The following is a 26,747-nucleotide window of genomic DNA, read 5'->3' on the forward strand; positions in this document are numbered from 1 at the left end:
GGATGCACGATTTCATTCGCACACTATATCCACTTTGCCGAAGCATCACCGGTGACGGTGTGCGACGGACGCTGGAATTGATCGACGAACGCATCGCGCTCGACGTGCACGAGGTGCCGAGTGGGACTAGGGTCTTCGATTGGACGGTGCCGAAAGAGTGGAACATCAAGGATGCTTACATCAAGGATTCGAGCGGCAAGCGCGTAGTCGATTTCAAGAGGAACAATCTACACGTCGTCAGCTACAGCGTGCCCGTCAGAAGGTGGATCTCCTTTGCAGAATTGAAAGAGCATCTGTTCACTTTGCCGGAGCATCCGGACTGGATCCCGTATCGAACCTCTTATTATCGGGAGAGTTGGGGATTCTGTTTGAGTCACCGGCAGTTCATGGCGTTGCGCGACGACGAGGAGTACGAAGTGTGTATAGATTCTTCGCTTGAAGATGGTCATCTGACCTACGGCGAGCATCGCCTTGCGGGCGAAAGCGATGATGAAGTGCTCGTTTCGTGTCACATCTGCCATCCGTCTTTGTGCAACGATAACCTATCAGGCATCGCCGTCGCGGTCGCGCTGGCCGAGCGGCTGCGTTTGCTCAAGCGGCGTTACTCTTACCGATTCATCTTCATCCCCGGAACGATCGGTGCGATCGCTTGGTTGGCGCAAAACGTCGAGCGCGTTCATCGGATCAAGCACGGGTTGGTGCTGACGTGTGTCGGCGATGGCGGCCCCATCACGTACAAGCGCAGTCGTCGTGGCAACGCGGAGATAGATCGCGCTTTTGCGCACGTCCTCGCGCACGCGCAGGCCAGCTCCAACATCGTCGATTTCACCCCTTATGGGTACGACGAGCGGCAGTATTGTTCGCCCGGATTCAATCTACCCGTCGGCTGCTTGATGCGAACGCCGCATGGGCGCTTTGCCGAGTATCACACTTCGGCTGACGATCTCGATTTCGTCTTGCCCGAAGCTTTAGCCGATACGCTCACGACCTGCCTTTTCGCGTTCGATGTCATCGAGAACAATCGCGTCTATGTCAATCTCAACCCGAAATGCGAGCCGCAGCTTGGCCGACGCGGTTTGTATCGCGCCGTCGGCGGACAGAGCGAGCGGGCGATGGAGGAGTTGGCGATCTTGTGGGTGCTCAATCTCGCCGATGGCACGCACACTTTGCTCGATATGGCTGAGCGTTCGGGCCTGCCGTTCGCCGTTCTCAAACGCGCGGCGAAACTGCTCACCGAACATGAGCTGCTCGGACCACTTTATTGAGGCTCCAACGTGAAGGGTGCGTTCTTCGCCTGATCCGATCGGCGTCGAGTTATCGCTATTAGGGTGAGAATTAGGTACGAGTGAAGGCGGCAGGTTATCGGCGTGGGGCGACGTTTCAGGGATGGACTGCATAGCGCGTGTTCGTCGCTACCGGAAAGAGTCGAGCGGGAGGCGATCTGATATGAACATCCTCGGCATCTCAGCCTTCTATCATGATAGCGCCGCGGCATTGATCCGCGATGGCGAGATCGTCGCCGCGGCGCAAGAAGAACGGTTCACGCGCCGCAAGCACGATGCCTCGTTTCCGGCGCGGGCCATCGAATACTGTTTGCGCGAGGCCGGATTGAAGGCGGAGAAGCTCGACGCGGTGGTTTTCTACGAGAAGCCGTTGCTCAAAGCCGAAAGGCTATTGGAGACCTATTTAGCCTTCGCGCCGCGTGGTTTCCAGTCCTTTCGCGTCGCTTTGCCGACTTGGTTGCACGATAAACCCAACATCCCGCAATTGATCCGGCGCGGATTGGGGAGCGAGTACGCCGGACCAGTTCTGTTCACGCAGCATCACGAGTCGCACGCCGCGAGTGCCTTTTATCCGTCGCCTTTCAAGAGCGCGGCCATCTTGACGGCAGATGGCGTTGGCGAGTGGGCGACGACGACGATCGGCTTGGGCAACGATCACGAGATCAGCTTGACGCATGAGATCAGGTTTCCGCACTCGCTCGGAATGCTCTATAGCGCTTTCACCTACTACACGGGTTTCAAAGTCAACTCGGGCGAGTACAAGCTCATGGGATTAGCTCCATACGGCGAGCCGCGCTACGTCGAACTCATCTACGATCATCTGCTCGAACTCGCCGAGGATGGTTCCTTCTGGCTCAATCAGGAATATTTCGATTATTGCACGGGATTGACGATGACCAACGAGAGGTTCCATCGCCTGTTCGGCGGCCCGCCGCGACGACCCGAGACGCCGTTGACGCAGCGCGAGATGGATCTTGCGGCGAGCATTCAACTCGTCACGGAAGAGGTCATGTTGCGTCTGGCGCGCCGCGCGCATGCCGAAACGGGATGCCGCCATCTATGCATGGCGGGCGGCGTGGCGCTCAATTGCGTGGCGAACGGGCGCTTGTTGCGCGAAGGTCCATTTGACGAGATCTGGATCCAGCCGGCGGCGGGCGATGCTGGCGGCGCTTTGGGCGCGGCGTTCTACGTCTGGCATCAGATGTTGGGCCATGGAAAGGATGGTCGGGATCTTATGCGTGGCGCATTGCTCGGGCCAGAGTACACGGACGAAGAGATCGCCGCATATCTAGCGCACGTCGGGGCCGTCGCCGTCAGGCTCAGCGAACGCGATCTGGCCCAGCGCGTCGCGCGCCTTCTTTCCGAGGAAAGAGTCGTGGGATGGTTTCGTGGGCGCATGGAGTTCGGTCCGCGCGCTCTCGGCGCGCGCAGCATACTCGGCGACGCGCGCAGTCCGCGCATGCAATCGATCATGAACCTGAAGATCAAATTCCGCGAAAGCTTTCGCCCGTTCGCTCCATGCGTGTTGCGTGAGTGCGTTGCCGATTACTTCGATCTCGCAAGCGAAAGTCCATATATGTTGCTGGTCGCCAAGGTCAACGAGCGCCAACGCCTGCCGCTCGACCCGCGGGACGAAGAGCGGTGGGGGATCGAGAAGTTGAACGTGCCGCGAAGTCGCATCCCCGCCGTGACGCATGTCGATTACAGCGCGCGCGTGCAGACCGTGGATGCCGAACGACACGGCCTGTTCTACGAAATGCTGCGCGCTTTCTACGAGTTGACCGGGTGCCCCGTGATCGTCAACACGAGCTTCAACATCCGCGGCGAGCCGATCGTCTGCTCGCCCGAGGACGCTTACCGGTGCTTCATGTACACCAACATAGATGCTTTGGCCATCGGCAATCACCTGCTGCTCAAAGAGGAGCAACCGCCGCTTCCCGGGGCCGAAGCCTACCGCGCACGATTTGAACTCGATTGAAGCACGATGGTCCGAGCGAGGTGAAGATGCAGATCACGGAACTAGCCTGTTTTCGGCGCGTCAACTGGCAGCCTGACGAGCGGGAGCGGCGGCGCTTCGCTCTGGCGATGTTGGTTGGTTGCTTCTCGCTTGGCGCGATCATCGCATGGCGTGCGGCGGAGATCGGTGCGTCATCTCTCATCCTGTGGGGAGCGGGCGTAACGCTCGCCATCTTCGCGCTTTTGCCGCGGCTCGGACGAATCGCTTATCTTGCGATCTACGTGCCGACGAGCCTCGTCGGTTACGCGATCAGCAATCTCCTGTTGACCATCATCTTCTTCTCCATCGTCACACCTGTGGGAGCGTACCTGCGTTTGCGCGGCGAGGACCCGCTCCAGCTCAAACCCGATCGCCGCGGTTCGACGTGGCGCAGACTTCCAAAAGAGAAACGAAAGGGCGATCTCTATCGCCAATTTTGATCCCGCTGCGTTTCGGTGAATTCGACGCCGCGGTGAGGGGACATGCGATGAACGAGAGATTCGAACGAAATCCTGGATTCTTCCGCGATCTGGTCGCTTTCCTCGCGGAGAACAAGAAATGGTATTTGATCCCGATCGTCTGCGCGATCATCCTGCTCGGATTGTTGATCATGCTTGGCGGGACGGCTGCCGCGCCGTTCATCTACACCCTGTTCTGATCGCAGAGAAGCATCATGGTCGCCACCTCATCGTCTGCGGAAGCCTCGCGCCGACCCGCCGCCTGGATCGCGCTGGCCCTGTTCTGGGCAGCTTTCGCCTACCTGTGGGTTTGGCCGTGGTTCCGTCCGCGCGGAGAGTATCTGTGGGGGCACGTCCAACTGCGCGACATCTATTTCGGCATCCCCATCGCCGCGGCGACGCTCTGTTTAACCATCGTCATCTGTTGTCGCGCGCGCGCGCGCCGTTCAGTCGCTTTGCGACTGGCGGCGGTCACCGTGCCGACCATCGCGCTGCTTTTCATCTTCGATGCCGTTTACACGTTCGGTTACCTGAAGATTTGGCGGACCAACTACTACTTCGATCTGGCGAAAGTCTCGCGTCGTTACAACGCCATCGATGAAGAATTGGGATTCAAGCGGCTTGCGCGAGTGTCTTGGCGCGGGCGCAAGAGCGCGGAGACGGGAGAGGTCTATTTTCGCACGGATGAGAACGGCTTTCGCAATCCGCCGGGGATCGAACGCGCCGATGTCGTCTTCATCGGAGATTCTTACACCGAAGCCGCCGAACTCCCCGAAGAGCAGACATTCGTCCGTCGTGTGGCGCAAGCGACTGGGCTGCGCGCGGTCAATCTCGGCGTCGGCGCTTACGGGCCACAGCAAGAGGAAGTCGTATTGCGACGATACGCTCTGGCCTATCGTCCGCGCGTGATCGTGTGGCAATTGTTCGAAGGGAATGATCTTCTAGACGCGCAGGGCTATGCGAAGTGGCGGGAGTCGCCGACCCGCCCCTATCTGCCTCTCGCAGCGCGCTACTTCAATAACTCGCTCATCAATGAATGGTTCGCGCGCACGCGACTTCGCGCGCCGGAGCGGAATCTGGCTCCAGCGACGATCCATTACACGGATGGCACTGTGCGCGAACTGTTCATCCGCTATCCTTATTTGCCAGATCAACCGGTCCAGAAAGTTTGGGGCTTTGAGGAGACGAAACGCGCGCTCGAAGCGGGAACGCGGTTGTGTCGGGAGCGTGGGATTGAGTTATTGGTCGTCCATGTGCCGGTGATGGTGCGCGTCATGGCTCCGTTCGTCACGTTCGCGCGCGAGGCCGATCGCGGGCGTTTTCTGCCCGGCGAGGTCGTGCAAAGCGAGGGCGATTTTGAGAGCGAATTGGGGCGCTTTTGTCATCAAATCGGTTGTTCGTACATCGGCCTCTTCCCGGTCTTTCGTCAAGAGGCGGCGCGCGACAATCGCGGATTGTACATCCCGACGGATGAACATCTGGATGCGCGCGGCCACGCGATCGTCGCCCGCACGATCGGCGAATGGCTCGCTCAATCGAACGAGTTGAATTACTCGAAGTGAACGGTTCTGGCGAAACATGAGACCCTCTCCGCTCATGGCGTGCTCGCGCCATTTTAATTGGCGAACGATCGAATCGATAAGCGCGCCTTTTAGGCGTGACGCGCTTCATCTTGCCAGCAGGACGGAACGCGCTTTGCGCATGAGGTCCATCAGATGGCGAAACCCGAACCAAAATCGGCTCTGCACGTCATGGCTATAGACTGCTGCGAGCACATCCTCGAAAGATTGAGACGCGCTTTGGGATCGCGCTTGACCGCTATCGGAGCGGAAGAGACGCCGCTGGCGGAGCGTGAGGAACGGTTCGATTTGATCGTCGTCGGCGTCCCGAGTTATCCGATAAGGCGTCTGTTCATCAGCGATCTGCGCCGCGCCTTCCCGCGCATCCCGTTGCTCGTGCTCCGGCGCGATCCGACCGGTGAGGGTGAAGCGATCCATGGCGAATTCATCTTGAGCGACGTCGAGAGTGAAGAAGATCTCGATATCGTCCGGCGTGTGCGTCGCTTCCTGCCGTTTCCGCCTTGCATCCATACGCAAAGGACGGAGCACTATGAAATATTGCGACGGGTGATGCGCGTCATCGCCGAGCAGTACAGAGATCCGAAGCTCAATCTGCCGAAGGTGGCGCGCGCGCTGCATATCTCGCCAGTCAGATTGTCGCGCATCCTCAATCAGGAAGTCGGCATCAGCTTCCGTCAACTGCTTAGACAGACGCGCATCGAAGAGGCCAAACGGATGCTCGCTTCGAGTCGTTACAGCGTAAAGGAAGTTGCCGCGCGCGTCGGTTTCTCCGATAGCCACTACTTTTCGCGCAGTTTCAAAGAGGTCACAGGCATGAACGCGAGCGAATATCGAAAGGCTGACGGCAATTCCGTCCGCGCCGCTTTTTGAAAGCGATCTGTCAGGGAGCCTATCGCTGAGCTGAAGAGGCCGCGTGTGACCCCATCGGTCCGCTTCAGTTCTGGCTCTTCAAACCGTACTTGAACTGACCTCCTCTCTCCGTGCGACCCCATTGGTCCGCTTCAGTTCTTGAGCATGATCCCAAACAACAGCGCGAGATGTGTGATGCCGTGCTGAATGGCGTAGCGCGTCAGGCTCGACGCATCATGGATCTCGAGTTTCTCCATGATCCTCTTGCGGTGGGTTTTGACCGTCTCTAGACTGATGTGGAGCGCGCGCGCGATCTCTTTGGAAGATTTGCCCTCGGCGATCAATTGCAGAACCTCGCGCTCGCGCGGAGAGAGTCGGTTGATCGTTCGTTCCTTCGAAGTCAACGCCATCCCGATCACAGCAGAGCCAAGATGCAACGCCCCTTGCGCCGCGTGACGGATCGCCTCCAATAACTCCCGCACCCTCCCGTTCTTGGCTATGTAACCGACGACCCCGATGTCGAGCATTCGCTGCACGTGGAGCTCGTCCACGCAATTTGAGAGCACGATGAGTCGCGTTTGGGGGCTCGTTTGGCGAATGCGATATGCCGCTTCGAATCCGTTCAGCTCTGGCAATGCGATTTCGAGGATGACGACTTGGGGATGGCATCGCTCGACTAGTTCGAGGAGCTCCCTTCCAGTCGCACATTCCCCGACGATCTGCAGATCCTCTTCTCGTTCGAGAAGCGCGGCAAGCCCTTTGCGCATGATCTCTTGTGCTTCTGCTAGGGCGATCGTAATCATACCTGTTCTCTCTTGATTCAAAGATGGTTGCGTCTCGTCGGAAAAGTCGGCGCGTTGTCAGACGGCGAGCTCATCTAGTTTGTAACTGGGTTTCGAATTCAGCGTAAAGAGACCTGAACTTCATGGGGGATCGCCAATCGGTTTCAGGGTTAGATATGGTTCTTCGTTCCGAGTGGAATTGACGACGTTTGTGGCGAGCGAGAAACGCGCCATCCACCCGCGGCTCAATGCGCTTAGCGATCCAAAGTGGAGGTACTCTAACACTATTTGACGGGATAGGCAATCACGATTTGACGGGATATACAAGCGCGGTGCGAAATGTCAAGATACGCTCAGCGGTTTACTTTGAAACTCGGACCAGGGTTGCTCCCTTCGCCAACAACCCCGGCGTCTCGTTATTAGCTTCGCCGGGCTCTCGCTTTCAAGACCGACTTGGAACCGGGCGTAGACGAGGCTGTTTCGATCTCAAGCGTAACGGGACGTGAAGCGTTCGCTTCGATCGGGAAGCATCCGGTCGAGGAAGCCTAGCCTTCGCTTCGAAGCGGTGATGAAGCGAAGGTTTTTACTCCGATTGCCCCTTGGAGGTTAGGTCGATGTCCTCTTACCCGAATTCGATCCATGCCGTCTCTCTTGCCAAAACTCCCATCCCACAGATCATCGGTCGCTCGCCCGCAATCAAAGATCTTTGTGCGCTCATCGAACGGATCGCCGCGACCGATAGTTCCGTGCTCATTACGGGCGCGACCGGCACGGGAAAGGAGCTAGTCGCCCGCGCCATCCACGCGCGTAGCGCGCGTAGCCACGCGCCGTTCGTCGATATCAATTGCTCAGCGATCCCCGATACGCTCTTCGAGGCCGAGCTGTTCGGTCATGAACGAGGGACGTTCACCGGCGCGCACGAAACCAGACGCGGCCTGTTCGAGAAGGCCGCCGGCGGCACGATCTTCTTCGATGAAGTTGATATGCTCAATCTGCACACCCAAGCCAAATTGCTGCGCGTCCTTCAGGAGAAACAGTTGCGGCGCGTCGGCGGACGCACGAACATCGTCGTCGATGTGCGCATCATCGCGGCGACCAATCGGGATCTACAGGCGGCGGTCGCCAAAGGTCTCTTTCGCGCCGATCTCTTCTTCCGCCTGCGCGTCGTGCCATTGCGCGTGCCCGAACTGTGTGAGCGGGTCGAGGATATACCGCTGCTCGTCGAATACTTCCTGCAAAGACATGCCGAAAGCCGCAGCGAAGCGCCACGACGCTTCTCCCCTGAAGCGCTACGCGCCTTGATGCGTTATTCGTGGCCGGGCAACGTGCGCGAGCTCGAGAATGCGATCGAGTACGCGCTCGCCATCGGCGAGAAGATGGAACTCTCCGTGGATGATCTGCCGACGCACGTCCTGACCTCAGCGCGACGGGCAAGCGACGAGGTCGATGGGACCGAGATGGACGAATTGTTGCTCGGCAGCTTGCCGCTTTCCGAAGTCGAGCGCCGATATATCCTCTTCGTGCTCAAGCGCCAACAAGGGAATCAAATCAAGGCGGCGGCGGTTCTCGGGATAGATCGCCGCACGCTCTACCGCAAGCTGAAACGCTACGGTCCGCTGTCGGATTTGGATGAGTGGCGCAACGATGAAAGTGGCGTGAAGTGAAGAGGCACAGCGATCAGGGGCTAAAAATGAAAGTTCTCGTCACTGGGGCGGAAGGGTATATCGGATCACAGCTCGGGCCGTTTTTGCTCGCGCGCGATCATGAGGTCCTCGGCCTCGATACCGGATTCTACAAAGATGGGTGGCTGTACAATGATGGCGCAGCGCGTTTTCCCGCCTGTTTCAACAAAGACGTTCGGCGCGTGACCGAGGATGATCTGCGCGGGTTCGATGCGGTCGTGCATCTCGCGGAGTTGTCGAACGATCCTCTGGGCCAGTTCGATCCGCGCGTGACGTATGAGATCAACTATCGCGGGAGCGTCGGCCTCGCGCGCGCTTGTCGGCGAGCCGGCGTCCAGCGGCTCATCTACTCCTCTTCGTGCAGCGTGTACGGAGTGGGCACGGACGATCATAAGACGGAAGAATCCGGCGTGAATCCGCAAACGGCGTATGCCGAATGCAAAGCGCTCGTCGAACGCGAGCTTTTTGAGATGGCTGATGACAGCTTCTCTCCGGTCTTCCTGCGCAATGCCACGGCCTATGGTCCTTCGCCGCGAATGCGGTTCGATCTCGTCTTGAACAACTTGGCCGGTTTGGCCTGGACGACAGGTGAGATCAAGATGACGAGCGACGGGACGCCGTGGCGTCCGCTCGTGCATGTGCTCGACATTTGTCAAGCGATCGCTTGCTGCCTGGAGGCCCCACGCGAAGCAGTTCATAACCAGATCTTCAACGTCGGTTGCGATGAGGAGAATTACCGCGTGCGTGAAATCGCCTCGATCGTCGCGCGCGTTTTCCCCGATTGTCGGATAAGCTTCGGAGAAAGCGGCGCGGATAATCGCAGCTATCGCGTCAGTTTCGCGAAGATACGCGCGCAACTCCCTTCGTTTCGTCCGCAATATCGCGCGATCGATGGAGCGCGGCAGCTCCGCGAGCTTTTCGCCAAGGTCGCGCTCGGGCGAGAGCGGTTCGAATCGCGCTCCTTTACGCGCTTAAAACAGCTCGAATATCTGGTCGGAAGCGGGCAACTCGATGCCGACCTCTTTTGGACTTGAACGGAAGGCGATGATCTTTGTGGAGACGGAACTAGCGGGCGCTTATCTCGTGGAACTCGAAAAGCGCGAGGATGAGCGCGGATTCTTCGCGCGACTCTGGTGCGAACGAGAATTCGCCACACACGGTTTGACGTCTCGACTCGCGCAAGTCAGCCTCTCGTTCAACCGACGACGCGGAACGCTGCGCGGGATGCACTACCAAGCTGCGCCTTATGAGGAGAGCAAAATGGTCCATTGCGTGAGGGGCGCGATTTACGATGTCATCATCGATCTGCGCGTCGGTTCCCACACGCACGCGAAATGGTTCGGCGTTGAGCTGTCGGCGGATAATCGCCGTGGCGTATTTGTGCCCGCCGGATTCGCCCACGGATTCCTCACTTTAACCGATGACGCGGAAGTGCTCTATCACATCTCGCACCCTTATGTCGCTGCTGCGGCGCGTGGCGTGCGGTTTGATGATCCAGCCTTCGGCATCCGCTGGCCCATCGCTATCGAGGTGATCGCCGAACGCGATCGAAACTGGCCTGCCTATCTCACCACGATGCGCTGCGGCGCGAATTCGCGCTGAGACGAGTTGACCCACGAGGTCACAAAGATGTCACACGCAGACCGAGCGCGCAAAGGAAGCTTACCCGCCTGAGATCGGCGCATGAGGCCGCTGGACTTCACCGTGAACGGCAGCGGGTGAGATTAAAATTACCCGCTAGCGTTCCCTGCTCGAATTGAACTTACGCGAAACAGCGCGCCGTCTGGAGGCGCTCAACGTCCAGCTCCAGCGAGATTTCGAGTCGCCATGAGGTTCGGTTGAGGTGAAAAGCGATTTTCAATCGCGCGGCTTCGGCATCCTCATGCGTCGCGTTTTTCCATCATGGTCTGACGTTTCGAACGAGCGAAGCTGCGACCGCCTGCTCATCTTCGCTCTCCCATTCGTTTGACCCTGAGATGCGGAACGCATTTTGCTCTCATGTAAGACGCGGCGTTGAACTTCGCGCGCTTTTGACCCGCACCCACGCGGAGAAAAGCGCTGGATCCTGCCTACCATTCAGCCAGCGGCACCGATGTTGGGAGGGGCGGCGGGGAAAAGGGCGTGACGGGCGAAGCTTCAACGCCGCAAAACTCAGCACGCCTCAATCCTTCTTCGACGCGCGGCGTTCAACTATCAAAATCTCACGCCGCATGGTCACCTTGATCCTCCCTGTGTGCCCATAAAGACTCGATCGAAAAAGGCGGCGGTTGCCTTATCAACCTTCAGCCAGTTCGCGTAGCGCATGAAATGGTGCGTGTCGTCTGGTATCACGAGTTCTTCACACTTCACCCCCGCTTTCTCTAAACGACGGATGAGATCGACGGTTTGACTGAAACGCACGTTGCGATCGTCATCGCCGTGGATCAAAAGCACAGGAGAGCGCCACGTCGCTACGGACGAGACGGGCGATGAAGCCCACGCGACCCGGAGCGCTTCGTCGAGGTCCGGAGCTTTCTCCACACGCGGCTCAAGCAACGGACGCGCCCGCTCGCCGGTCCAGTCGTGCACGCCGTGAATGTCCACGCCAGCGGCAAAGAGACTCGAATCGCGCGCTAGCGCCAGCGCCGTCAAGTAGCCGCCGTAGCTGCCGCCGTAGATCCCGATCCGTCGCGGATCAACCTCGGGCAAAGAGCGAAGATACTCGCCTGCCGCCTTGATGTCTTGATATTCGGACGCGCCGCGCGATCCGGCCCGCGGTGGATTGTGAAACTCATAGCCGTAGCCGATTCCCAATCGGTAGTTGACTGAAAGGACGATGTAACCTCGACTGGCCAGATACTGGTTGAGCGCATAGGCGTTGGCATAATAGTCCGAATAGTGCCAACCCAAGAGCATTTGGCGCGGCGGCCCGCCGTGAACGTAGACGATTGCCGGGCGGCGTCCGCTCACACCCTCCTTCATGAAGAGCTGCGCATGAATCTCCAGCCCGTCGGGCGCGCGATAGACGATCTTCTTCGGGGTGACGAGTTGCTTTGCGGGAAAGTCTTGCGGGAGGCGATCCTCCGCAAGCAATCGAGCAGACCCGCCGTTGAAGGGCATCACTGCCGGAAGCGGCGGGCGCTGCGCCGTCGCGCTGATGAGGGCGATCGTCTGCATGTCACCTGTCACCACGGGCGACCACTCCAGCCCTGTTCCGGGCGTTAGAACTTCCGGCGCGGCGCGATCGACGGGGACGCGCACGATGTGGCGACGGTCAATGTCATCCGGATCTGGCCCGGTGTTAGCGGCGAAGACCAGAAAACGTTTGTCCGGTGTGAGCGAGATATGTTCGGCCATGTAGCGGCCCGGCGTCAGGAGCAGTGGCTCGCCGCCCGCTTCCGGGATCGAATAAAGGTGGGGCCAGCCGTCCATGTAGGAGAGAAAGATGATCCTTCCACCGGCAGCCCAGTGAAGATTGGGGCCGCCATCAGTCGTCGGAAAGGAGCCGCGCAGAGCGTTCGGGCTTTCCCAAAGCAGCCGCGCTTCGCCTGTGATCACATCCGCCGTCCAGATGGCCCACCTGTTCGGTCGCTGTTCGAGGATGGGTTCGGGCGGACCACCCGTGCCGGGACGACGGATGAAGGCGATCCTCTTCCCGTCGGGGGACCACCGCGGATGAGTGTCGCGCGAGGTCGAAGGCGCGATCCAAAGGATCGGCGTGCGCTCATCAGTGTAGATGCCGATGAAGGAATGATCGCCGCGGTTCGAAACGAAGGCCAAGCGATCGCCATCAGGCGACCACACGGGAGAGCCGTTGTCGCCGCGTGCGGTGAAAAGCTTACGCGCCGGAGCCGACCCGTCGATCGGCACGACCCAGATCGCGCGGTCGCGCACGAAAGCGACTTGATCTCCGCGCGGCGAGATGACCGGTTCGTCTCCTTCGGCTAGCATCTTCGGCTCACCGCCCGCAAACGGCACGCTCCAGATGGCGACTTTGGGCGGGACGGGGCTGGAGGTCGGATTGACCGGCAGTGAATCGTCCCAGTTCGCGCCGTGATCCCCGCCGCGCACATAGACGACCCAGCGCCCGTCGGGCGAGATCGATAGGCTCGAAATCTCTTGCCCATCATCCGTCTCATAATTGGTCAGCTTGCGTGCGCGCCAATCGGGTGCCTCCGCCACCCAAACGTTGCGCCGCCCTTGCTCGTTGAAAGCCCACGCTATGCGCGCTCCGGTCGATGAGGCGACGAGTTCATTGGGGAATGGATAACTGCGCACCTGTTCGAGCGAGAATATTGCTGTCGATCCGATCTGCGCGATCGCCGGGATGGGCGCTTGAACTGCGATGAGCAAGGCGATGGCGAATAAAGAGAGGCCGCTATCCCTCTCTCTCATATCGCTTCCTCCGTCGTTTCAGCGTGATGAGACAGCCTTGGGCTAAAGCATAAATCCATTCGCCTTCTCCATCAATGGACGCCGATAGAGCCCTCGGAGATATGAAGAGAGTAAGCCGAACCATTATCTCGCCTTCAATGGACGCTGAAGAACAGTGCTCAAGGGCGAAGGAGAAACGCCCAACATTAAATTATCTCGCCTTCAATGGACGCTGAAGAACCTCGTCCTCTCGATTGGCGGCGCGGGGGGCGGTCCGATGGGTGGCTCGGGGGCTGTTGATTTTGACCGTGCGGTCAGCTAAACTCGATTGTCGTAGTTGAATTTGAAGCTGTCTAAGGGGAGAGGCCATGGTGACCGACAGCGCGTTGTTGGAGCGGATCAGGGCGGGGAAGCTGGTCGAGCGACCGGAACATGCCAATGAGCGGTATATCGAAGGCCTCAAACGGACGTTGATCGTCTCGGCTGACACTGAGCTGATCAGCGCGCCGGCCTATCTACGTGCGGCGCAGGATGCGCCGAACATCAACGCATACATCTCGGCGCTGGGGATCATTCAAGACGAACTCGGGCACGCGCATATCGCCTACCGGTTGCTGCGCGACCTCGGAGTTGACACCGATGCGCTCGTTTACGAAAGGCGCCCCGAAGAGTTCAAACACCCTTACGCCTTCGACGTTCCGCTCGAGTCATGGACCGAGTTGGTCGTCGCCAACGCTTTCTACGATCGCGCCGGCTTCGTGCTTTTGGGCGATGTTTTTCGTCATACGAGTTACGGGCCGTGGAAGAGGGCATTGGTCAAAGTGGATCGTGAGGAGAATTTCCATCTGCGTCATGGCGAACGTTGGATGAGCATTCTGGCCCAAGATCCGGAACGGAAGGAAGAATTGCAGCGCGCGGTCGATTGGATGTTCGTCCTTACGCTCGAATGGTTCGGTTTGCCGGACCACCTCAAGCGGCATACGGAGCAGATCTCTTATGGCCTGAAGGGAAAGACCAACGATCAGTTGCGTCAGGAGTGGATGTCGACCACCGTGCCGTTCTGCGAGAGTTTGGGGTTGCGTGTCCCCGCCCATTATGATGATCGGACCGGTCAGTATGTGATCGATGTGCCGTTTCCGGCGGAATTCGATGCCGAGAGGAAGCGTTGGCTATTCGAGCGGGGGCCGATCACTTGGGAGCAAGTGTTGGAACGGTGGCGAAAGCGCGGTCCGGCGAACGGCGAATTGGTCGGCGCCATTCAGCGCGGGTATGCGCAATTGAGGCGCGCCATCGCCTCATGATCGCGGATGGATCGGAAGGTGACGGAATGGCGGAAGAGAGGGGATTGACGGTCGAAGCCATCATCTCTGCGTTGAGTGAGGTTTACGATCCCGAATATCCGATCAGCATCGTGGATCTCGGCTTGATCCGCGGCGTGGAGATCGATGGTGGAGTCGTTCGCGTAAAATTGACCTTCACGAGTTTAGGCTGCCCTTGCACGGAGTTGATATGTGATGATATCCGCGCCCGGTTGTCACGGATCGGCGGCGTCAAACGCGTGGAGATCGAGGAAGTCTTCGATCGTTGGGACGCCAGCGCGATCAGTCGCAAAGGGCGTGAGGTGCTGCGCAACTTGGGAGTCATCTGAAAGCGGCATCCATCTTCGAAAGAGGTGAGGGGCGGGAGCCTTGAATCGGCGAGAGGAATACTACGAAGTCTTCGCGCGTCATGAAGCTGGTGACCCTTTGCATCATGTCGGGACCGTGAAGGCGAGATCGGTGAGTGATGCCAAGGTCTTCGCTTACACGCTCTACGATGAGCTGAAGTGGCGCGATATGTTCGTCGTCGCGCGGCGCGAACTGATCTGGATCATCGCACCGGCTTGAGTTTGGGGATAGGCGATGCGACGTTATCTGGTGTTCGGTCGAACGGAATATGCTGAGCCGCTGAAGGAACAGGGCGTGTTGTCGGTCGAAAGCGAGCAACTAGCCCGACATCAGGCGGTCGAAGAGTTCGGTGAGCGATGGGTCGAACTCGTTTTGATCCCCGAGGCTGAGATTCACTGGGTGGTGCGTGCGGAGGGGAGGGATGGAGCGTGATTGGATGGAGGACGATGCCGCGCTGGCCGCGATCGTCAACCTCATCGTCGTTCTGGCCGATAACAAGTACTATCTGGGACGGCGCCTTTCCGAATGGGTCGTCGGCGCCCCGTCGCTCGAAGGGGCGGTAGCCGCTGCCGCTTTGGCGCAAGAAGAGCTCGGCCATGCGCGCGTCCTTTATCCGCTTCTCGAAGAGCTGCCGTTCCCGGGGCGCCCCAGCCCATTGGAACGCGGTAACGGGCGTCATCGGCGTTACGCCGTCAGCTTCGTCGTCGAGCCGTGGTCCAGTTGGGTTCACGCCGTGGCGGGCCTCGCCTTGATCGATCCGGCCATCAATACGATGTTCGAACATCTGACCGATTCGACTTACGTCGCCCTAGCGCGTCGCGCCGCGCGCATCCTGCAGGAGGAAAGTTTTCACTCGGAGTATGCCGAAGGGCGCGTGCGCGAGTTGGCGGAAACTTCGGAGGGGCGATGCGCGCTGCAATCTTGCGTCGATGGGCTGCTTCCGGAGATGTTGCTCTGGTTCGGTCCACAGCATGAGCCAGGCGTCGAAGCTCTGCGGCGGGAAGGGTTGATCGCCGGAGAGAATGAAGTATGGCGACAGCGTTACTTGAATCGTGTCGCCCCTCTTCTGCTCGAAGTCGGCTTGCGGTTGCCTGCTCATCTGAGTTGGAATCGGACCCGATCGGCGTGGGAATATGAGGCGTTGCCGTGGGAGGATTGGGATCAACTCGAACGCCGCTTGAGGAGGAAGGCGAAGCTCTGATCTGCCCCTGGTGCGGATCGCGCGAAGTGGAGCGTCTTGGCGCGTTCGGCCCGCAGTTGATGACCGAGCAGTATCTGTGTCTTCGCTGTCGCAGCCCGTTTGAGCGCATACGTCAGCGAAGCGATTCCGAGAGGGAATCGCGCTGACGATCTTTATTGTGTGGCGGATTCATCGAAGGTGGCGCATCTAAGGTTAGCACGTCGAAGCGCTGAATTCACCGATAAGCAACTTAATTTGCTGAGAGCGACCTACAGGATATGCGGCGAGCGAGGGCTGCGCGCGTTGTCTTTGCAGCGTGTGGCTGAGGCCGCGGGCGTCAGCAAGGGGGCGATCCTTTACCACTTCAAAGATAAGGAAGAGCTGTTGCATGCCACTATGAAGTGGGTGTTGATGCGCGTGGCCGAGCGCATCCGTCAAGCCGTTGACCGGACGATCGCGCCGCGCGAGAAGATCGCCGTCGCCATCGATGCGATCTTCATCGGTCCGGAGGCGAATCGCCGTTTCTATCTCGTCTACTTGGATCTCATCGGATTGGCGGCGCGCAGCGAAAGGTTCGCCCGCCTGATCGCGGATATGCGCGCGATCGAAGAGGGCGTGTATGCGGAAATCGTGCGAGTCGGGGCGGCTCAAGGGGCGTTTCGTGTTACGGATGTCGACGCTGCGGCCAAAGTGGTGCGCGCCATCATCGACGGCCTCTTCATCGAGTGGTTGCAAGAGGCCGATTGGCGGGCGATGCACGAGCGTTACCGAACGCTCTGTAAGCGATCGGTGCTGGCCTACTTGAGTCACGCCGATTGAGTCTTCGGTCCGCCGCGGCGCGCGCGTCACCCTGTATTTCGCATGCCCGCGGCGATCCCGTTGATCGTCAGCAAGATGGCATAGAGAAGTTTATCTCGATCGATGTCGCCGCACTTCGCTTCGTCCCCCGTTTCGCAAGCGCGCTTGCGCGCCAAAAGCTCGACCTGGAAATAGCTCAACGGATCGACGTATGGGTTACGCACGGCGATCGAGCGTTGTAGTACGGGAAGATTGTCGAGCAACTGCTTCTCTCCGGTGATGGCGAGAAGCATACGGCGCGTGCGCTCGTATTCGTCGGCGAGCATGTGGAAGATGCGTCGTCCTAGCTTCTTGTCGGGCGTGCGCGCCGCATACTGACGGGCGATCCGCATGTCGGCTTTGGCGAGTGCCATCTCGATATTCGACAGCGTGCTGTGGAAGAAGGGCCATTCGCGGTACATCTCGCGCAGCAGGCGAAGGTTGGCGCGCGGGCTTTGGCGCAAGAACTTCTCGAGCGCAGTGCCGACGGCCAACCATCCGGGCACGAGGTGTCGGCTTTGCGTCCAACCGAAGACCCATGGGATGGCGCGCAGATCGTCTAGGCTGCGCGAGCCTGCCTTACGTTTCGCCGGACGCGAACCGATACGCAAATGCTGGAGTTCTTCGATCGGCGTCGCTTGGGCGAAGTAGTCATAGAACCCTTCGGTCTCGCGCACAAAGCGGCGATAGGCGGCGAAGGCTTCTTCTGAGATCTGCTCCATCACCTCTTTCCACTTAGCGAGCCGTTGCTCATCTATATCTTCGTGGGGAAGGCTGGCCGCGATCGTCGCTGCCGTGGTCGTCTCAAGGTTGCGCAAGGCGATCTCAGGTAGTCCGTACTTTGACGAAATGACCTCGCCTTGTTCGGTGATCTTGATGCGCGCGGCGACCGTGCCGGGCGGTTGTGCGAGGATGGCTTCGTGCGTTGGCCCGCCGCCGCGCCCGATGCTCCCCCCTCGCCCGTGGAAGAGTCGCAGTTCGATCTCGTGCGCGCGCGCCACCTCGCAGAGTCGTTCCTGCGCCTTGTAAAGCTCCCAACTCGAGGTCAAGATCCCGCCATCCTTGCTGCTATCCGAGTAGCCGATCATGACCTCTTGCAGTCGGGCGTGCGCGGCGATCTGTCGCTGGTAGATCTGATTTTCGAATAGACGGCACATCACCGTAGGAGCGCGCCTGAGGTCATCGATCGTTTCAAAGAGCGGGACGACGCCCAACCTGGTGAGCAGCCGCGGCGCTTCTGCGCCGTCGCTCTCCCATTGCCACAATCCAGCTTGTTTAGCTAAGACGAGGACGGCCAGAAGATCGCTCACGTTGCGCGTCATGCTGACGATATAGGTGCGAATGGCGCGCGGGCTGATCTCGTCCAAAGCCCGCCGTGCGACGCGGAAGACGTTGAGCGTTTCGGTCGTCTCGTCGCTGAAATGCGCGTCAGGGCTGATGAGCGGGCGCGGTGTCGAAAGCTCGTCGGTGAGCCACGCGACGCGCTCTTCTTCGCTCATCTGCGCGTAACTCGGAGTTATCCCGAGCGAGCGCGTGATCTCGTCCAACGCAGCCGTGTGACGATCGCTGTGCTGTCGAAGATCGAGCGTCGCCAGATGCAGATCGAAGGCGGCAACTTGGCGCATCAAACGATCCACTTCGCGCGCCGCGTGGACGGCTCGATTGGCTCGTAAACTGTCGCGCAGCACGCGCAGGTCTTCCCACAATTCATCTCCGGTGCGATAGACGCTCGCCGCGTTCGATTTGGATTTAGTGAGCGCCGCGATGATCGGCAGCCCCGGTCGCGTCGAGATGAGCGTTTGCGGCGATTCGATGCGCAGCGCCGTCGCTAGATCGCGATTGCGCCTGAGGGTGTTCTCCAAGCGCACGTAGATGTACGAAAGCTTCTGCCTGTAAGGCTCTTCTGGATTTCGTCGGTTAATATCTTCAGCGGCTTCCGGTAGTTCGCGCGCGTCCTTCGCCAGCGAAGCGCGCAGCTCTTCTGTCGGCGGCGCGAAGCGCGCTGATTCGCTCAGCCGTTTGCTCAGTTCGGCGACGGCGGCTAAGTATTTGCGCAACACTAAACGTTGCTGTCGCCGCAAGGTCTCCCACGTCACTTCCGGTGTGACGTAGGGGTTGCCGTCTCGATCGCCGCCGATCCATGAGCCGAAGCGGATCGGCGCGGCACCGTCGCGCAAACGCACGCCGGGGAAATATTCGGCGAGTTGGCGTTCGAGCTCTTCAAGCAGAGTCGGCAACGCATCGAAAAGCGTCGTGTCGAAATAGTAGAGGCCGTTGCCCACTTCGTCGAGCACCGTCGGCTGCGTTTGCCTGACCTCGTCCGTTTGCCAGATCATTTCGATCTCGGTCGCCAGTTGTTCGCGCAACTGTTCGCGCTCGCGCCGCGTCAGATCCTTCCGATCGAAAGCGGCGAGCAGATCGGCGACGCGCCGATGCTTCATCAGGAGCGTCCGGCGCGCAGCTTCGGTCGGATGGGCCGTCATTACGGGCATGATCTCCAGGCGGTCGATCACCTCTTGCATCCGCGCGCGCCGTCTCTCGGCGCAATCATCGCCGGTCGCCGAGAGGCGGCGGAAGGTATCGGCGAGCGATCCGCGTTGCGGATGATCCGGCGTGTGCCGTTCGTAGTAGCGTTTACGTCGGATGCGGTGATACTGCTCGGCGATATTGACCAACTGGAAGTAGACCGAAAAGGCGCGAATTACGCCGATGGCCTCATCGAGGTCGAGGCTGCGGATCAGTCTCTTCAACCGGCGTTCATCCGCCAGCGAATATTGTGCGCGCAAACGTTTGCAGAGTAGGCGCACCTGCTCTTCGGTCTCGAAGAGGCGTTCGCCGCCGAGCCTTCTGAGCGTTTCGCCGAGTAGATCGCCCAGCCTGCGAATGTCAGCTCTAAGGGGAGCATCCTTAGCCCGTCTCCCCGCCTGTTGAGACGCTGCTGTCGCTGTGCTCATCGCTTCGCCATCCGGATGATCGCGCACCGAAAGCCGAATTTTACCGGAATGTTGTTAGCAGTAGGAAGCGGGGAATTCGAGAGAGTCTTCTTCGGTGAGAACCTGAATAAAAAGATCGCAGTTCAGAGCATCCGATGCCCCGACCCGATAGCCCCGACTACTATCGGATCAAACATGCTTTCGCGCGGACCTCTGAACTGCGATCGAAGGTTGCGCTGCGACGCAACCGAACTCTGGGGAGTAGGCTCTCAGCGTACTCCCACGTGAATCGCCGCGATGCCCCCCGTCAAATTCCGATAAGAGACCTTTTGAAAACCCATCTGCTCCATCATCTTCGCTAGCTTCCGCTGATCGGGGAAGTTGCGAACCGAGCGTGGCAGATACTGGTACGCTTGCCGATCGCCGCTGATCCACCCGCCGATCCTTGGAAGCAGATGGTCGAAGTAGAGGTTGAAGAGCGCGCGAAATCCGGGCACCTGTGGGTGCGAAAACTCTAGGATCGCGATCATCCCGCCCGGACGCAGCACGCGCCGAAACTCCCCTAATCCCGCTTCAACGCTCGCCAGATTGCGCAATCCGAAAGCGATGGTGACGATATCGAACGTCGCATCGGCGAAAGGCAACCGCAGCGCATCGCCTTCGATCAGTGGAAGCGGCAGATCGGCGACCGCCGCTTTGCGCTTGGCGAGCGTCAACATTGGCCGACAGAAGTCCAGACCGATGACGCGCGCTTCGACTTGGCTGGCGATGGCGAGCGCGAGGTCGCCCGTCCCACAAGCGACATCCAGCACGCGCGACCTCGCCTGACCCGCCGCTTCGCGCACACGCTCGACCACCGCTTGACGCCATCCTCGGTCGAAGTTGGCCGACAGCAGATGATTTAAAAGATCATAGCGGGCGGCAATGGCTTCAAACATCGCACGAACCCGCCGTGCGTGCTCCGTTCGCGCCTCAATCTCTTCGTTGACGTTCGTCACGATAATCCTTGCGATGCGGAAAATGGTTGCGGGAATCTTGCGATTGACTTAAATAATCGCACTCGATCAGTTCGATTTCTCCGTCGGTATCGTCACGCGCACGATTTCAACCTCACCGCGATTCGCCATCGCCGAGCGAAGGGCTGCCCCATCGCCGAGAGCGACGGTGACCGCCGGCGCGTCTTTGAATAAGCGTATTGCCACCTTCTGCAGATCAGCGGGCGTGAGCGCGGCCAGACTGCGCGCTTCATCTGAAGTCGTCACGCCATATGTCTCTTCGTCGAGCCAGAGATCGGCTAAAGCGTCCGCGCTGCTGAGCGGGCGGTTGATCGTCGAAAGGCGCTCGCGCCGCGCGCGTTCAAGCTCTTCGTTCGAAGGTGGGGTTGCCGTAAGATCGCGTATCACTCTTTGAGCCGCATCGAGGGCCGGGGCGAGATCGGCGGCGCGCACGGACGCGCCGAACGTGAAGAGTCCAGAGATCATGTGCGCTTCGTGGCGCACGAAGGATGCGGTGCGCGCGAGCGCCGGAAGTTCGTTCGTCCATCGCGTGCGGGCGATGAGCGCGAGGATCTCCGCGGCGGGGCGGTCACGATCGCGACGCGGCAGGCCGCGCAGGGCGAAGCGCACCTCAGCTGTCTCCGCTCCGGGCAGATCGAGGATCAGTGGGCGCACGTTGGGCGCTTCGGGCTGGCGGAAGGTGGCCGGCACGCGAGTTTCGCTCTTGCGCCACGGGCCGAGCAATTGGCGGAAAGCGCGCATCGCACGAGTTCGATCGACGCCGCCGATCATTACGAGCGTCGCGTTGTTCGCGTTAAGGAAGCGTTCGCGGGCGAAAAGGAGATCGGCGCGCGTAATGCGTGCGAGCGACTCGGCGGTGCCGATGATCGGTCGGCCAAGCGGATAGCTGCCGAACAGGCGCGCGGCGGTCGCGCGATCGGCGATCAGATTGGGGGCGACGCTCGTCCCGCGCAAAAGTTCGAGACGCGCTTCGCGCAGCCGCGCAAAGGTCGCCTCATCAGGCGGTTGATTCAAAACGGCGTTTCGCAATAACTCGACGAGCCTTTCGAAATCATCTTTCGGGGCGACGAGCGTGATCTCGATCAGATCGTAATCGGTCACGACATCCAATCGCCCATCGAGTTCTTCACTGACATAGCGGCGCGTCCCGGGATCCGGGAAGAGGCTGTCGGCGAGAAGCGCCATCGTTCCCTCTTTGCCGGCTAGATCGAAGATCGCGCCGCTGTGAATGCGCAGTTTCAAAAGGACGTTCGGATCTGCGGGTCTGTATTGCAGGAGGATCTTCAGCCCGTTCAGCAGTTGCTCGCGCTGCGGTTCGATAGAGTTCTGATAAGCGTATGCGGACAGAATCGGCCAGCCGCAGATCGTGAGCAAGAGAAGAGCTGTGCTAAATGAAATTCGCCTCATCTTCCGATTCCGATCCGTCGTGAAACTCTGCTCGTGGTGCCCATCCTTTCGGGAGAGCCTCGCTTTCGACCGCTTGCGCCTCCCGAAGGGAAGGCCAACCTGATGGCCTGGGGGAGCGGCAGACAGTTTAGAGACGCTTTTTCGTCGGCGTCAACCGTTCACGCCATCGGCGCATCCAAGAACGTGGCTGAAAAAGGCTTGTACGCGCTCATCGTCGTCTTGAGGTATAATCGCATTCGGTTTTGCGATTGGGTCGGGATGAGTGAAAGTTCGAAATTCGCCGCACCTTTACATTTCCCCGCGTGCGGTTATAAGGTGGAGCCATGAAGAGATGTCCGACTTGCCAAGAGGAGTTCGCCGATCAGTTCAGCTTCTGTCCCGTCGACGGCACTCCGCTCAACGGTCTACATGCGGTGAGCGCGCTTACGGCGCTCGAGGAAGATACGGTGAACGTCGCTGCCGACTCCGAAACTCGGACGTTCACGCAGGCAGGAGAGCAGTCGGTTTCGCCCGTTAGCGCGGAGAGCCGCGAGGTCCCCGAGCTGCACCTGACAATTATCGACGACATCGGTTTGTGGCAACGCTTGGTGGGTGAGCTGCGTGAAGTCGCCCATCAATCGCAGCTTACGTGGCCCGAGTTCAAGCGTGATCCGATCGGCTTCATCCGGCGCTCGATCGCCGGCTATGGGCTCTTATTGTGGCGTTTCTTCTCGCGCCCGAACGTCGCGCTGGCGGTGACCTCCGCCTTCGTCATCGTCTTCTCGCTGATAGCGTTGGTCTTGGTCCTCGATCGCGCGCGCGGGCGATTGGTCGCCGAGCAGGTGCGCGACGATCTCGAATTCAAGGGATTGATCAATGCGGAGATCCCGCTAGAGGAGGAGCAGAAGCCGAAGGATCAAGGCATCGGGACCGGAGAGCAGGGGAGAGCCGGTTTCAATAAAGGGCGCGGCGAAGGTTCAAAGCCTCAGTTCGAACGCGCTGGTGGCGGTGGCGGTGGCGGACAACAGGAAACGATGCCCGCTCAGCAAGGCAAACTCCCCCCGCCCGCTCCGATCCCCGCGCCCATCCCGAAAGAGCCGCCTAAGTTGAAAGAGCCGCCTAAAATCGTCGGCGGGATGGATATCGATCCGGCGCTTTACCGCGATATCCCTATGCCTAATTTCGGCGATCCGCGTTCGAATTCGCGGATCTCGTCCTCCGGTCCAGGAACCGGCGGAGGCATGGGGTCGGGTGAAGGGACTGGCGTCGGTTCCGGTAGCGGCGGCGGTTACGGTCCGGGACGCGGCGGCAATATCGGCGGCGGTGATCGCAACATCGGCGGCGGCGGTGGGGGCGGCGGCACAGGCGATGATGTCGGCCCGTTCCCGGCGAGCCGCGTGACGCAAAGAGCGCGAATACTATCCAAGCCTGAGGCGCGCTACACGGAAGAGGCGCGCAAGAACAACATCACGGGCACGGTCGTCCTACGCGCCGTGCTCGCGGCAAACGGTGAGGTCACCAATATCGTGCCGATTCAGCGTTTGCCCTACGGGCTGACGGAAAGCGCGATCGCGGCGGCAAAGCAGATCAAATTCATCCCCGCGATGAAGGATGGGCGCCCTGTTTCGCAATACGTCAGGCTGGAGTACACCTTCACCATCTACTAAGAGTTCAAACTTCGATGGCCCAACGCTTCGATAAAGCTCGAGGCGTTGGGCCATCGTGTTGTTTGCTCCCTGGGCCAATTGCTTTCTGGCAGAAGGTCGAGCCGCCACTTCCATTCAAGCTGCGGCGAGCTTTTCGGCCAGCTTTCGTATCCGGCGCACGCCTTCCTGCAACCGTTCGAGCGAAGTTGCATAGGAGATCCTGATGTAGCCTTCGGCTCCGAAGCCAGCCCCATCGGTGACGACTGTGTGCGCTTCTTCGATCAATCGCTGTACGAACGCTGCCGATGTTTTGACCTCTCCGCGTAGGCAACCGCGAACATCGGGAAAGGCGTAGAACGCGCCTTCGGGTTCGAGGACGCGGAAGCCCGGAATCTCGCGCAACGCACCGATCAGCCATTCGCGCCGCCGGCTGTATTCGGCGAGCATCGCAGCGACGCAATCTTGCGGACCATCGAAGGCTTCCGCCGCCGCGCGTTGCGCGATCGAAGTCGGATTGCTCGTCGAGTGTTGCTGAACTTTAAGCATCGCGCTGGTCCACTCGCGTGGCGCGATCGCGTAGCCGATCCGCCAACCGGTCATCGCGTAGGTCTTCGAGAATGAGCCGGCGATGCATAGGCGATCGCGAAGTTCTCGCGGGAGCGTCGCCGCGCTCCACACTTTCGCTGGCGGATAGACGAACTGTAGGTAGCATTCGTCGGAGATCGTATAGATGCCGTGTTCTGTGGCGACTTCCATGATCCGTCGGAACTCGTCCGGCGGGATCACGCGCCCCGAAGGGTTGGACGGCGAATTGATGATGAGAAGGCGAGTGCGCGGCGTAATGGCGCGTTTGACTTGTTCGGCGGTCAGCGTGAAGCCGGTCTCTTCCGTTTCGATGAAGACGGGTTTTGCGCCGGCGAAAACGACGATCTCCGGGAAAGTGACCCAGTAGGGTTTGGGGATCAAAACTTCGTCGCCCGGATCGACGAGCGCGACGATGGCGTTGAAGATCGCTTGCTTCCCGCCAGCCGTCGCCATCACTTCCGAGAGATCAAAGCGCGTGCCGAAATTGCGTTCGTAGTAGCCGATGATCGAGGTGAGCAACCGGCGCGTCCCCGCCGTCGGCGTGTATTTCGTCTCACCGGCCCGCAGAGCTTCGATCGCCGCTTGTTTGATGTGTTCGGGCGTATCGAAGTCTGGTTCTCCCGGGCCGAGATCGACCACATCGATCCCCGCCGCGCGCATTTCGACGGCCTTTTGCATAGCCATCATCGTTGAAGAGGCTTGCATTTTGGCCACATTAGCTGACACGTGGAAGCTTTCTTGCACTCGAGCAGTCATCTTTCAATCGTCCTTCTCTCTTGAGTCAATCGCATTACGCGGTAGGCTCCGAAGATCAACTCGCGCTGCGCCTTCGCGTTAAGCCATGAAGGATAACCGAAATGATGGGCATCGTTCAATCTATGAGTACGGGAACAACGATCGAGCAAAAGGGCGCTCTCTTGCTCGATGCCGACATCGTTCAATCCGGTGAGTACAGGAACAACCTTGACGCTCCTATCGCCGCTTGCCTTATATTACCCGCGCTTGGTCGTCGCCGATTCTCTCACGGCGGGGCAAACTAACGTCTCTGGTCTCGATCTGCTGGTCTGAGACAGCGGATCGGTCTTTAGGCCAGCGAACAAGCTGCGCTTCTGGTCAGATGGGCGCGATCACTCTCTCGCTGATCCGTCCTCGTATCTTCGGAGAGAAGCACATGGATGCGCGTTTACGAACTCTTATCTCACACATAAGTGTAGGAATCTGCATCGTCGTCTATCGCTTGAAGAACTAGCTGAAGCGGTAAGTCTTTCTCCTTCCGGTCTTTAACAGCTTCACCACTCTGCGCTTGGAAGGTGCTATAATCGTCGCGTGAAGATATACCTCGACCTTTGCGCCATTCAAAGACCGTTGGATACGCAGAATCAGGTCAGGATAGTTCTCGAATCGGAAGCTGTTTGGGGTCCCATTTCGTATTGCGAGCACGGTTGCGCGGAAATAGTCTGCTCGGAAGCGTTGTTGTACGAAGTCGAGCAGGGTAATTTAGCCGTTCGAAGAGAGCACGCGGTGGCGGTTCTGGCGAAAGCGCGCAGCATGATCGAAGTCACCGATGGGGACAAGGAGCGAGCAGCGGAATTCGTGCGGTATGGCATCAAGCCATTGGACGCGCTTCATCTCGCCCTAGGGGAATCGTGATCACGGAAGCAAAAACGCTGGCGGAAATAGATCAACAGGCCCTTCGCCTGCTCTACAAAGAATTGGGCGTGGCGAATACAGCGCGCTTTTTGAAGCAGTTCACCTTGGGCTACGGTGACTACACCGAGGAGAGAGCGGCTCTTTTCGCCGATGTGTCGTTGGACGAGATCGCCGATGACGTCAAAAGGCGGAGAGAGAAGGCGTAAACTGGTAGCGCTCGAGGTCTACTCTGCTCTCGCCAATAGATGTGGGGAGGATCAAGCGTGCCAGATTTCTCTGCTCTATAAGGCTTTGAATCAAAACTGCCGAGAATCTGGCTCCACTCGCCCCGGAAGATGCGCCGCCCGGGGCCATTCTGACCAAACGGGAGGTGGATGAGAAACTTTCGTCTCTGAGTAAGCTAGGCAGGCTGGCTGTCGTGGTAGATGATTGGTTGGCGTGAGCCGCTTTAACGGAAATGATCTCGGCGATAAACCGGACCACCGTCGCCGCCGAATTGGGCCGGTTGGGCTTCGACGTGGAGCTGTTCGGTTTGGGCGCGCAGAAGGACGAAGTTTACGTCCGGTCCTTGGCAACCGGGATCGCAGATGCCCTTCGGCAGATCTCGGCCCTCGCCGCTATCGATGAGTGGAAAGCCAAGGAGTTGACGGATAAGGAAGCCGATCCACAGCCGTTGAAACGAAAAAACAACCGATCACCACTTTAGGCCTTCCTCTCGCGCCCAATATCTTTTCCCATCTGCCGCAGTTGAAACGAAAAAACAGCCGATCATCGTGTTAGGAAAGCTCTCGCTCTGGCAAGCAGTTTCGAACGACGATTATTGTGAGAAGCTTCCGGCTCCGAGCGTTGGGAGTTAGGCTTTGC

General features: G+C 59.4%; 27 protein-coding genes. 21 read left to right on the forward strand and 6 right to left on the reverse strand.

Annotated elements, in window-relative coordinates; translation table 11 throughout:
* Positions 1-2: 2 nt before the first annotated feature.
* The 6 genes from PYK22_RS06080 (at position 3) to PYK22_RS06105 (ending at position 6,187) form a co-directional block, all read left to right on the forward strand.
* A complete protein-coding gene (locus tag PYK22_RS06080) occupies positions 3-1,265 on the forward strand; it encodes a DUF4910 domain-containing protein (RefSeq protein ID WP_041975612.1) in 1,263 nt (420 codons plus the stop codon).
* 181 nt (positions 1,266-1,446) lie between these two features.
* Positions 1,447-3,261 carry a carbamoyltransferase family protein gene (locus PYK22_RS06085; protein ID WP_041975245.1) on the forward strand — a complete coding sequence of 605 codons (1,815 nt, stop codon included), beginning with the start codon at positions 1,447-1,449 and terminating at the stop codon, positions 3,259-3,261.
* 20 nt (positions 3,262-3,281) lie between these two features.
* The gene (locus PYK22_RS06090; RefSeq protein WP_157770705.1) at positions 3,282-3,719 is read left to right on the forward strand and encodes a hypothetical protein; all 438 of its coding nucleotides are present in this window, start codon (positions 3,282-3,284) and stop codon (positions 3,717-3,719) included.
* Positions 3,720-3,766: 47 nt separating this feature from the next.
* The gene (locus tag PYK22_RS17835) at positions 3,767-3,937 is read left to right on the forward strand and encodes a DUF5989 family protein (protein ID WP_173568268.1); all 171 of its coding nucleotides are present in this window, start codon (positions 3,767-3,769) and stop codon (positions 3,935-3,937) included.
* A gap of 15 nt (positions 3,938-3,952) precedes the next feature.
* On the forward strand, positions 3,953-5,299 hold the full coding sequence (locus tag PYK22_RS06100; protein WP_041975248.1) for an SGNH/GDSL hydrolase family protein: 1,347 nt from the start codon (positions 3,953-3,955) through the stop codon (positions 5,297-5,299).
* A 153-nt stretch (positions 5,300-5,452) separates the two neighbouring features.
* Positions 5,453-6,187, forward strand: coding sequence for a helix-turn-helix transcriptional regulator (locus tag PYK22_RS06105; protein ID WP_041975249.1), 735 nt, complete (start codon positions 5,453-5,455; stop codon positions 6,185-6,187).
* 131 nt (positions 6,188-6,318) lie between these two features.
* Here the strand turns inward: PYK22_RS06105 and PYK22_RS06110 are convergent, their stop codons facing one another.
* A complete protein-coding gene (locus tag PYK22_RS06110) occupies positions 6,319-6,969 on the reverse strand; it encodes a LuxR C-terminal-related transcriptional regulator (RefSeq protein WP_041975250.1) in 651 nt (216 codons plus the stop codon).
* Positions 6,970-7,562: 593 nt separating this feature from the next.
* Between PYK22_RS06110 and PYK22_RS06115 the strand changes: the two genes are divergently transcribed.
* From PYK22_RS06115 to rfbC, 3 genes are read left to right on the forward strand one after another with little or no spacing between them, the layout of a single operon-like run.
* On the forward strand, positions 7,563-8,612 hold the full coding sequence (locus PYK22_RS06115) for a sigma-54 interaction domain-containing protein (protein ID WP_060635391.1): 1,050 nt from the start codon (positions 7,563-7,565) through the stop codon (positions 8,610-8,612).
* A 26-nt stretch (positions 8,613-8,638) separates the two neighbouring features.
* Positions 8,639-9,664 carry an NAD-dependent epimerase/dehydratase family protein gene (locus PYK22_RS06120; RefSeq protein WP_041975251.1) on the forward strand — a complete coding sequence of 342 codons (1,026 nt, stop codon included), beginning with the start codon at positions 8,639-8,641 and terminating at the stop codon, positions 9,662-9,664.
* Between the two features lie 10 nt (positions 9,665-9,674).
* Positions 9,675-10,232 (forward strand): dTDP-4-dehydrorhamnose 3,5-epimerase, encoded by a 558-nt coding sequence (gene rfbC, locus PYK22_RS06125; RefSeq protein ID WP_041975252.1) that lies wholly within the window; start codon positions 9,675-9,677, stop codon positions 10,230-10,232.
* 612 nt (positions 10,233-10,844) lie between these two features.
* On the opposite strand, the gene PYK22_RS06130 is transcribed toward rfbC, so the two are convergent.
* Positions 10,845-13,004, reverse strand: a complete 2,160-nt coding sequence (locus PYK22_RS06130; protein ID WP_083437650.1) for a S9 family peptidase — start codon at positions 13,002-13,004, stop codon at positions 10,845-10,847.
* A gap of 347 nt (positions 13,005-13,351) precedes the next feature.
* Here PYK22_RS06130 and PYK22_RS06135 point away from each other — a divergent pair, with 347 nt between their 5' ends.
* The 7 genes from PYK22_RS06135 to PYK22_RS06165 are packed head-to-tail and all read left to right on the forward strand — an operon-like array spanning position 13,352 to position 16,649.
* A complete protein-coding gene (locus PYK22_RS06135) occupies positions 13,352-14,284 on the forward strand; it encodes a Phenylacetic acid catabolic protein (protein ID WP_041975254.1) in 933 nt (310 codons plus the stop codon).
* 26 nt (positions 14,285-14,310) lie between these two features.
* Positions 14,311-14,631 (forward strand): metal-sulfur cluster assembly factor, encoded by a 321-nt coding sequence (locus tag PYK22_RS06140; protein WP_041975615.1) that lies wholly within the window; start codon positions 14,311-14,313, stop codon positions 14,629-14,631.
* A 40-nt stretch (positions 14,632-14,671) separates the two neighbouring features.
* Complete coding sequence (locus tag PYK22_RS06145; protein WP_041975255.1) at positions 14,672-14,869, forward strand: hypothetical protein; 198 nt, start codon at positions 14,672-14,674, stop codon at positions 14,867-14,869.
* A 15-nt stretch (positions 14,870-14,884) separates the two neighbouring features.
* A complete protein-coding gene (locus PYK22_RS06150) occupies positions 14,885-15,082 on the forward strand; it encodes a hypothetical protein (RefSeq protein ID WP_041975258.1) in 198 nt (65 codons plus the stop codon).
* Entirely contained in the window at positions 15,072-15,851 is a 780-nt protein-coding gene (locus tag PYK22_RS06155) for a Phenylacetic acid catabolic protein (protein WP_060635392.1), read from the forward strand. The genes PYK22_RS06150 and PYK22_RS06155 overlap by 11 nt, the downstream gene beginning before the upstream one ends.
* 26 nt (positions 15,852-15,877) lie before the next feature.
* Positions 15,878-15,997: a hypothetical protein gene (locus PYK22_RS18435; RefSeq protein WP_456238928.1), complete on the forward strand. Its 120-nt coding sequence runs from the start codon at positions 15,878-15,880 to the stop codon at positions 15,995-15,997.
* Between the two features lie 31 nt (positions 15,998-16,028).
* Positions 16,029-16,649 carry a TetR/AcrR family transcriptional regulator gene (locus PYK22_RS06165; RefSeq protein ID WP_157770706.1) on the forward strand — a complete coding sequence of 207 codons (621 nt, stop codon included), beginning with the start codon at positions 16,029-16,031 and terminating at the stop codon, positions 16,647-16,649.
* A 26-nt stretch (positions 16,650-16,675) separates the two neighbouring features.
* On the opposite strand, the gene ppc is transcribed toward PYK22_RS06165, so the two are convergent.
* The 3 genes from ppc to PYK22_RS06180 all read right to left on the reverse strand — a co-directional run bounded on the left by ppc (position 16,676) and on the right by PYK22_RS06180 (position 22,023).
* The gene (ppc, locus tag PYK22_RS06170; RefSeq protein WP_041975619.1) at positions 16,676-19,621 is read right to left on the reverse strand and encodes a phosphoenolpyruvate carboxylase; all 2,946 of its coding nucleotides are present in this window, start codon (positions 19,619-19,621) and stop codon (positions 16,676-16,678) included.
* 248 nt (positions 19,622-19,869) lie between these two features.
* Positions 19,870-20,598 (reverse strand): bifunctional demethylmenaquinone methyltransferase/2-methoxy-6-polyprenyl-1,4-benzoquinol methylase UbiE, encoded by a 729-nt coding sequence (gene ubiE / locus PYK22_RS06175; protein WP_268871518.1) that lies wholly within the window; start codon positions 20,596-20,598, stop codon positions 19,870-19,872.
* A gap of 66 nt (positions 20,599-20,664) precedes the next feature.
* On the reverse strand, positions 20,665-22,023 hold the full coding sequence (locus PYK22_RS06180; RefSeq protein ID WP_083437651.1) for a M16 family metallopeptidase: 1,359 nt from the start codon (positions 22,021-22,023) through the stop codon (positions 20,665-20,667).
* A gap of 323 nt (positions 22,024-22,346) precedes the next feature.
* Here PYK22_RS06180 and PYK22_RS18140 point away from each other — a divergent pair, with 323 nt between their 5' ends.
* Positions 22,347-23,669 (forward strand): energy transducer TonB, encoded by a 1,323-nt coding sequence (locus PYK22_RS18140; RefSeq protein WP_060635395.1) that lies wholly within the window; start codon positions 22,347-22,349, stop codon positions 23,667-23,669.
* 114 nt (positions 23,670-23,783) lie between these two features.
* Here PYK22_RS18140 and PYK22_RS06195 read toward each other — a convergent pair whose 3' ends face one another.
* Positions 23,784-24,917, reverse strand: coding sequence for a pyridoxal phosphate-dependent aminotransferase (locus PYK22_RS06195; RefSeq protein ID WP_211197627.1), 1,134 nt, complete (start codon positions 24,915-24,917; stop codon positions 23,784-23,786).
* Positions 24,918-25,178: 261 nt separating this feature from the next.
* Here PYK22_RS06195 and PYK22_RS18145 point away from each other — a divergent pair, with 261 nt between their 5' ends.
* The 4 genes from PYK22_RS18145 to PYK22_RS06215 all read left to right on the forward strand — a co-directional run bounded on the left by PYK22_RS18145 (position 25,179) and on the right by PYK22_RS06215 (position 26,589).
* A complete protein-coding gene (locus tag PYK22_RS18145) occupies positions 25,179-25,301 on the forward strand; it encodes a hypothetical protein (protein ID WP_268871519.1) in 123 nt (40 codons plus the stop codon).
* Positions 25,302-25,754: 453 nt separating this feature from the next.
* On the forward strand, positions 25,755-25,883 hold the full coding sequence (locus PYK22_RS18150; protein ID WP_162199805.1) for a PIN domain-containing protein: 129 nt from the start codon (positions 25,755-25,757) through the stop codon (positions 25,881-25,883).
* Positions 25,880-26,089 (forward strand): hypothetical protein, encoded by a 210-nt coding sequence (locus tag PYK22_RS06210; RefSeq protein WP_041975267.1) that lies wholly within the window; start codon positions 25,880-25,882, stop codon positions 26,087-26,089. The genes PYK22_RS18150 and PYK22_RS06210 overlap by 4 nt, the downstream gene beginning before the upstream one ends.
* Positions 26,090-26,340: 251 nt before the next feature.
* A complete protein-coding gene (locus PYK22_RS06215; RefSeq protein ID WP_041975268.1) occupies positions 26,341-26,589 on the forward strand; it encodes a hypothetical protein in 249 nt (82 codons plus the stop codon).
* Positions 26,590-26,747 lie beyond the last annotated feature (158 nt).

The sequence above is a fragment of the Pyrinomonas methylaliphatogenes genome (assembly GCF_000820845.2).
GTDB lineage: Bacteria > Acidobacteriota > Blastocatellia > Pyrinomonadales > Pyrinomonadaceae > Pyrinomonas > Pyrinomonas methylaliphatogenes.

Excerpts from the sequence above, each read along its gene's own strand:
- PYK22_RS06155 (WP_060635392.1), top strand. The coding sequence starts at position 15,072 with ATGGAGCGTGATTGGATGGAGGACGATGCCGCGCTGGCCGCGATCGTC.
- PYK22_RS18140 (WP_060635395.1), top strand. The coding sequence starts at position 22,347 with ATGAAGAGATGTCCGACTTGCCAAGAGGAGTTCGCCGATCAGTTCAGC.
- PYK22_RS06100 (WP_041975248.1), top strand. The coding sequence starts at position 3,953 with ATGGTCGCCACCTCATCGTCTGCGGAAGCCTCGCGCCGACCCGCCGCC.
- ppc (WP_041975619.1), bottom strand. The coding sequence starts at position 19,621 with ATGAGCACAGCGACAGCAGCGTCTCAACAGGCGGGGAGACGGGCTAAG.
- PYK22_RS06080 (WP_041975612.1), top strand. The coding sequence starts at position 3 with ATGCACGATTTCATTCGCACACTATATCCACTTTGCCGAAGCATCACC.
- PYK22_RS06120 (WP_041975251.1), top strand. The coding sequence starts at position 8,639 with ATGAAAGTTCTCGTCACTGGGGCGGAAGGGTATATCGGATCACAGCTC.
- PYK22_RS06135 (WP_041975254.1), top strand. The coding sequence starts at position 13,352 with ATGGTGACCGACAGCGCGTTGTTGGAGCGGATCAGGGCGGGGAAGCTG.
- PYK22_RS06215 (WP_041975268.1), top strand. The coding sequence starts at position 26,341 with ATGATCTCGGCGATAAACCGGACCACCGTCGCCGCCGAATTGGGCCGG.
- PYK22_RS06105 (WP_041975249.1), top strand. The coding sequence starts at position 5,453 with ATGGCGAAACCCGAACCAAAATCGGCTCTGCACGTCATGGCTATAGAC.
- PYK22_RS06110 (WP_041975250.1), bottom strand. The coding sequence starts at position 6,969 with ATGATTACGATCGCCCTAGCAGAAGCACAAGAGATCATGCGCAAAGGG.
- PYK22_RS17835 (WP_173568268.1), top strand. The coding sequence starts at position 3,767 with ATGAACGAGAGATTCGAACGAAATCCTGGATTCTTCCGCGATCTGGTC.
- PYK22_RS06140 (WP_041975615.1), top strand. The coding sequence starts at position 14,311 with ATGGCGGAAGAGAGGGGATTGACGGTCGAAGCCATCATCTCTGCGTTG.
- PYK22_RS06130 (WP_083437650.1), bottom strand. The coding sequence starts at position 13,004 with ATGAGAGAGAGGGATAGCGGCCTCTCTTTATTCGCCATCGCCTTGCTC.
- PYK22_RS06150 (WP_041975258.1), top strand. The coding sequence starts at position 14,885 with ATGCGACGTTATCTGGTGTTCGGTCGAACGGAATATGCTGAGCCGCTG.
- PYK22_RS06115 (WP_060635391.1), top strand. The coding sequence starts at position 7,563 with ATGTCCTCTTACCCGAATTCGATCCATGCCGTCTCTCTTGCCAAAACT.
- PYK22_RS06180 (WP_083437651.1), bottom strand. The coding sequence starts at position 22,023 with ATGAGGCGAATTTCATTTAGCACAGCTCTTCTCTTGCTCACGATCTGC.
- rfbC (WP_041975252.1), top strand. The coding sequence starts at position 9,675 with ATGATCTTTGTGGAGACGGAACTAGCGGGCGCTTATCTCGTGGAACTC.
- PYK22_RS06085 (WP_041975245.1), top strand. The coding sequence starts at position 1,447 with ATGAACATCCTCGGCATCTCAGCCTTCTATCATGATAGCGCCGCGGCA.
- PYK22_RS06195 (WP_211197627.1), bottom strand. The coding sequence starts at position 24,917 with ATGGCTATGCAAAAGGCCGTCGAAATGCGCGCGGCGGGGATCGATGTG.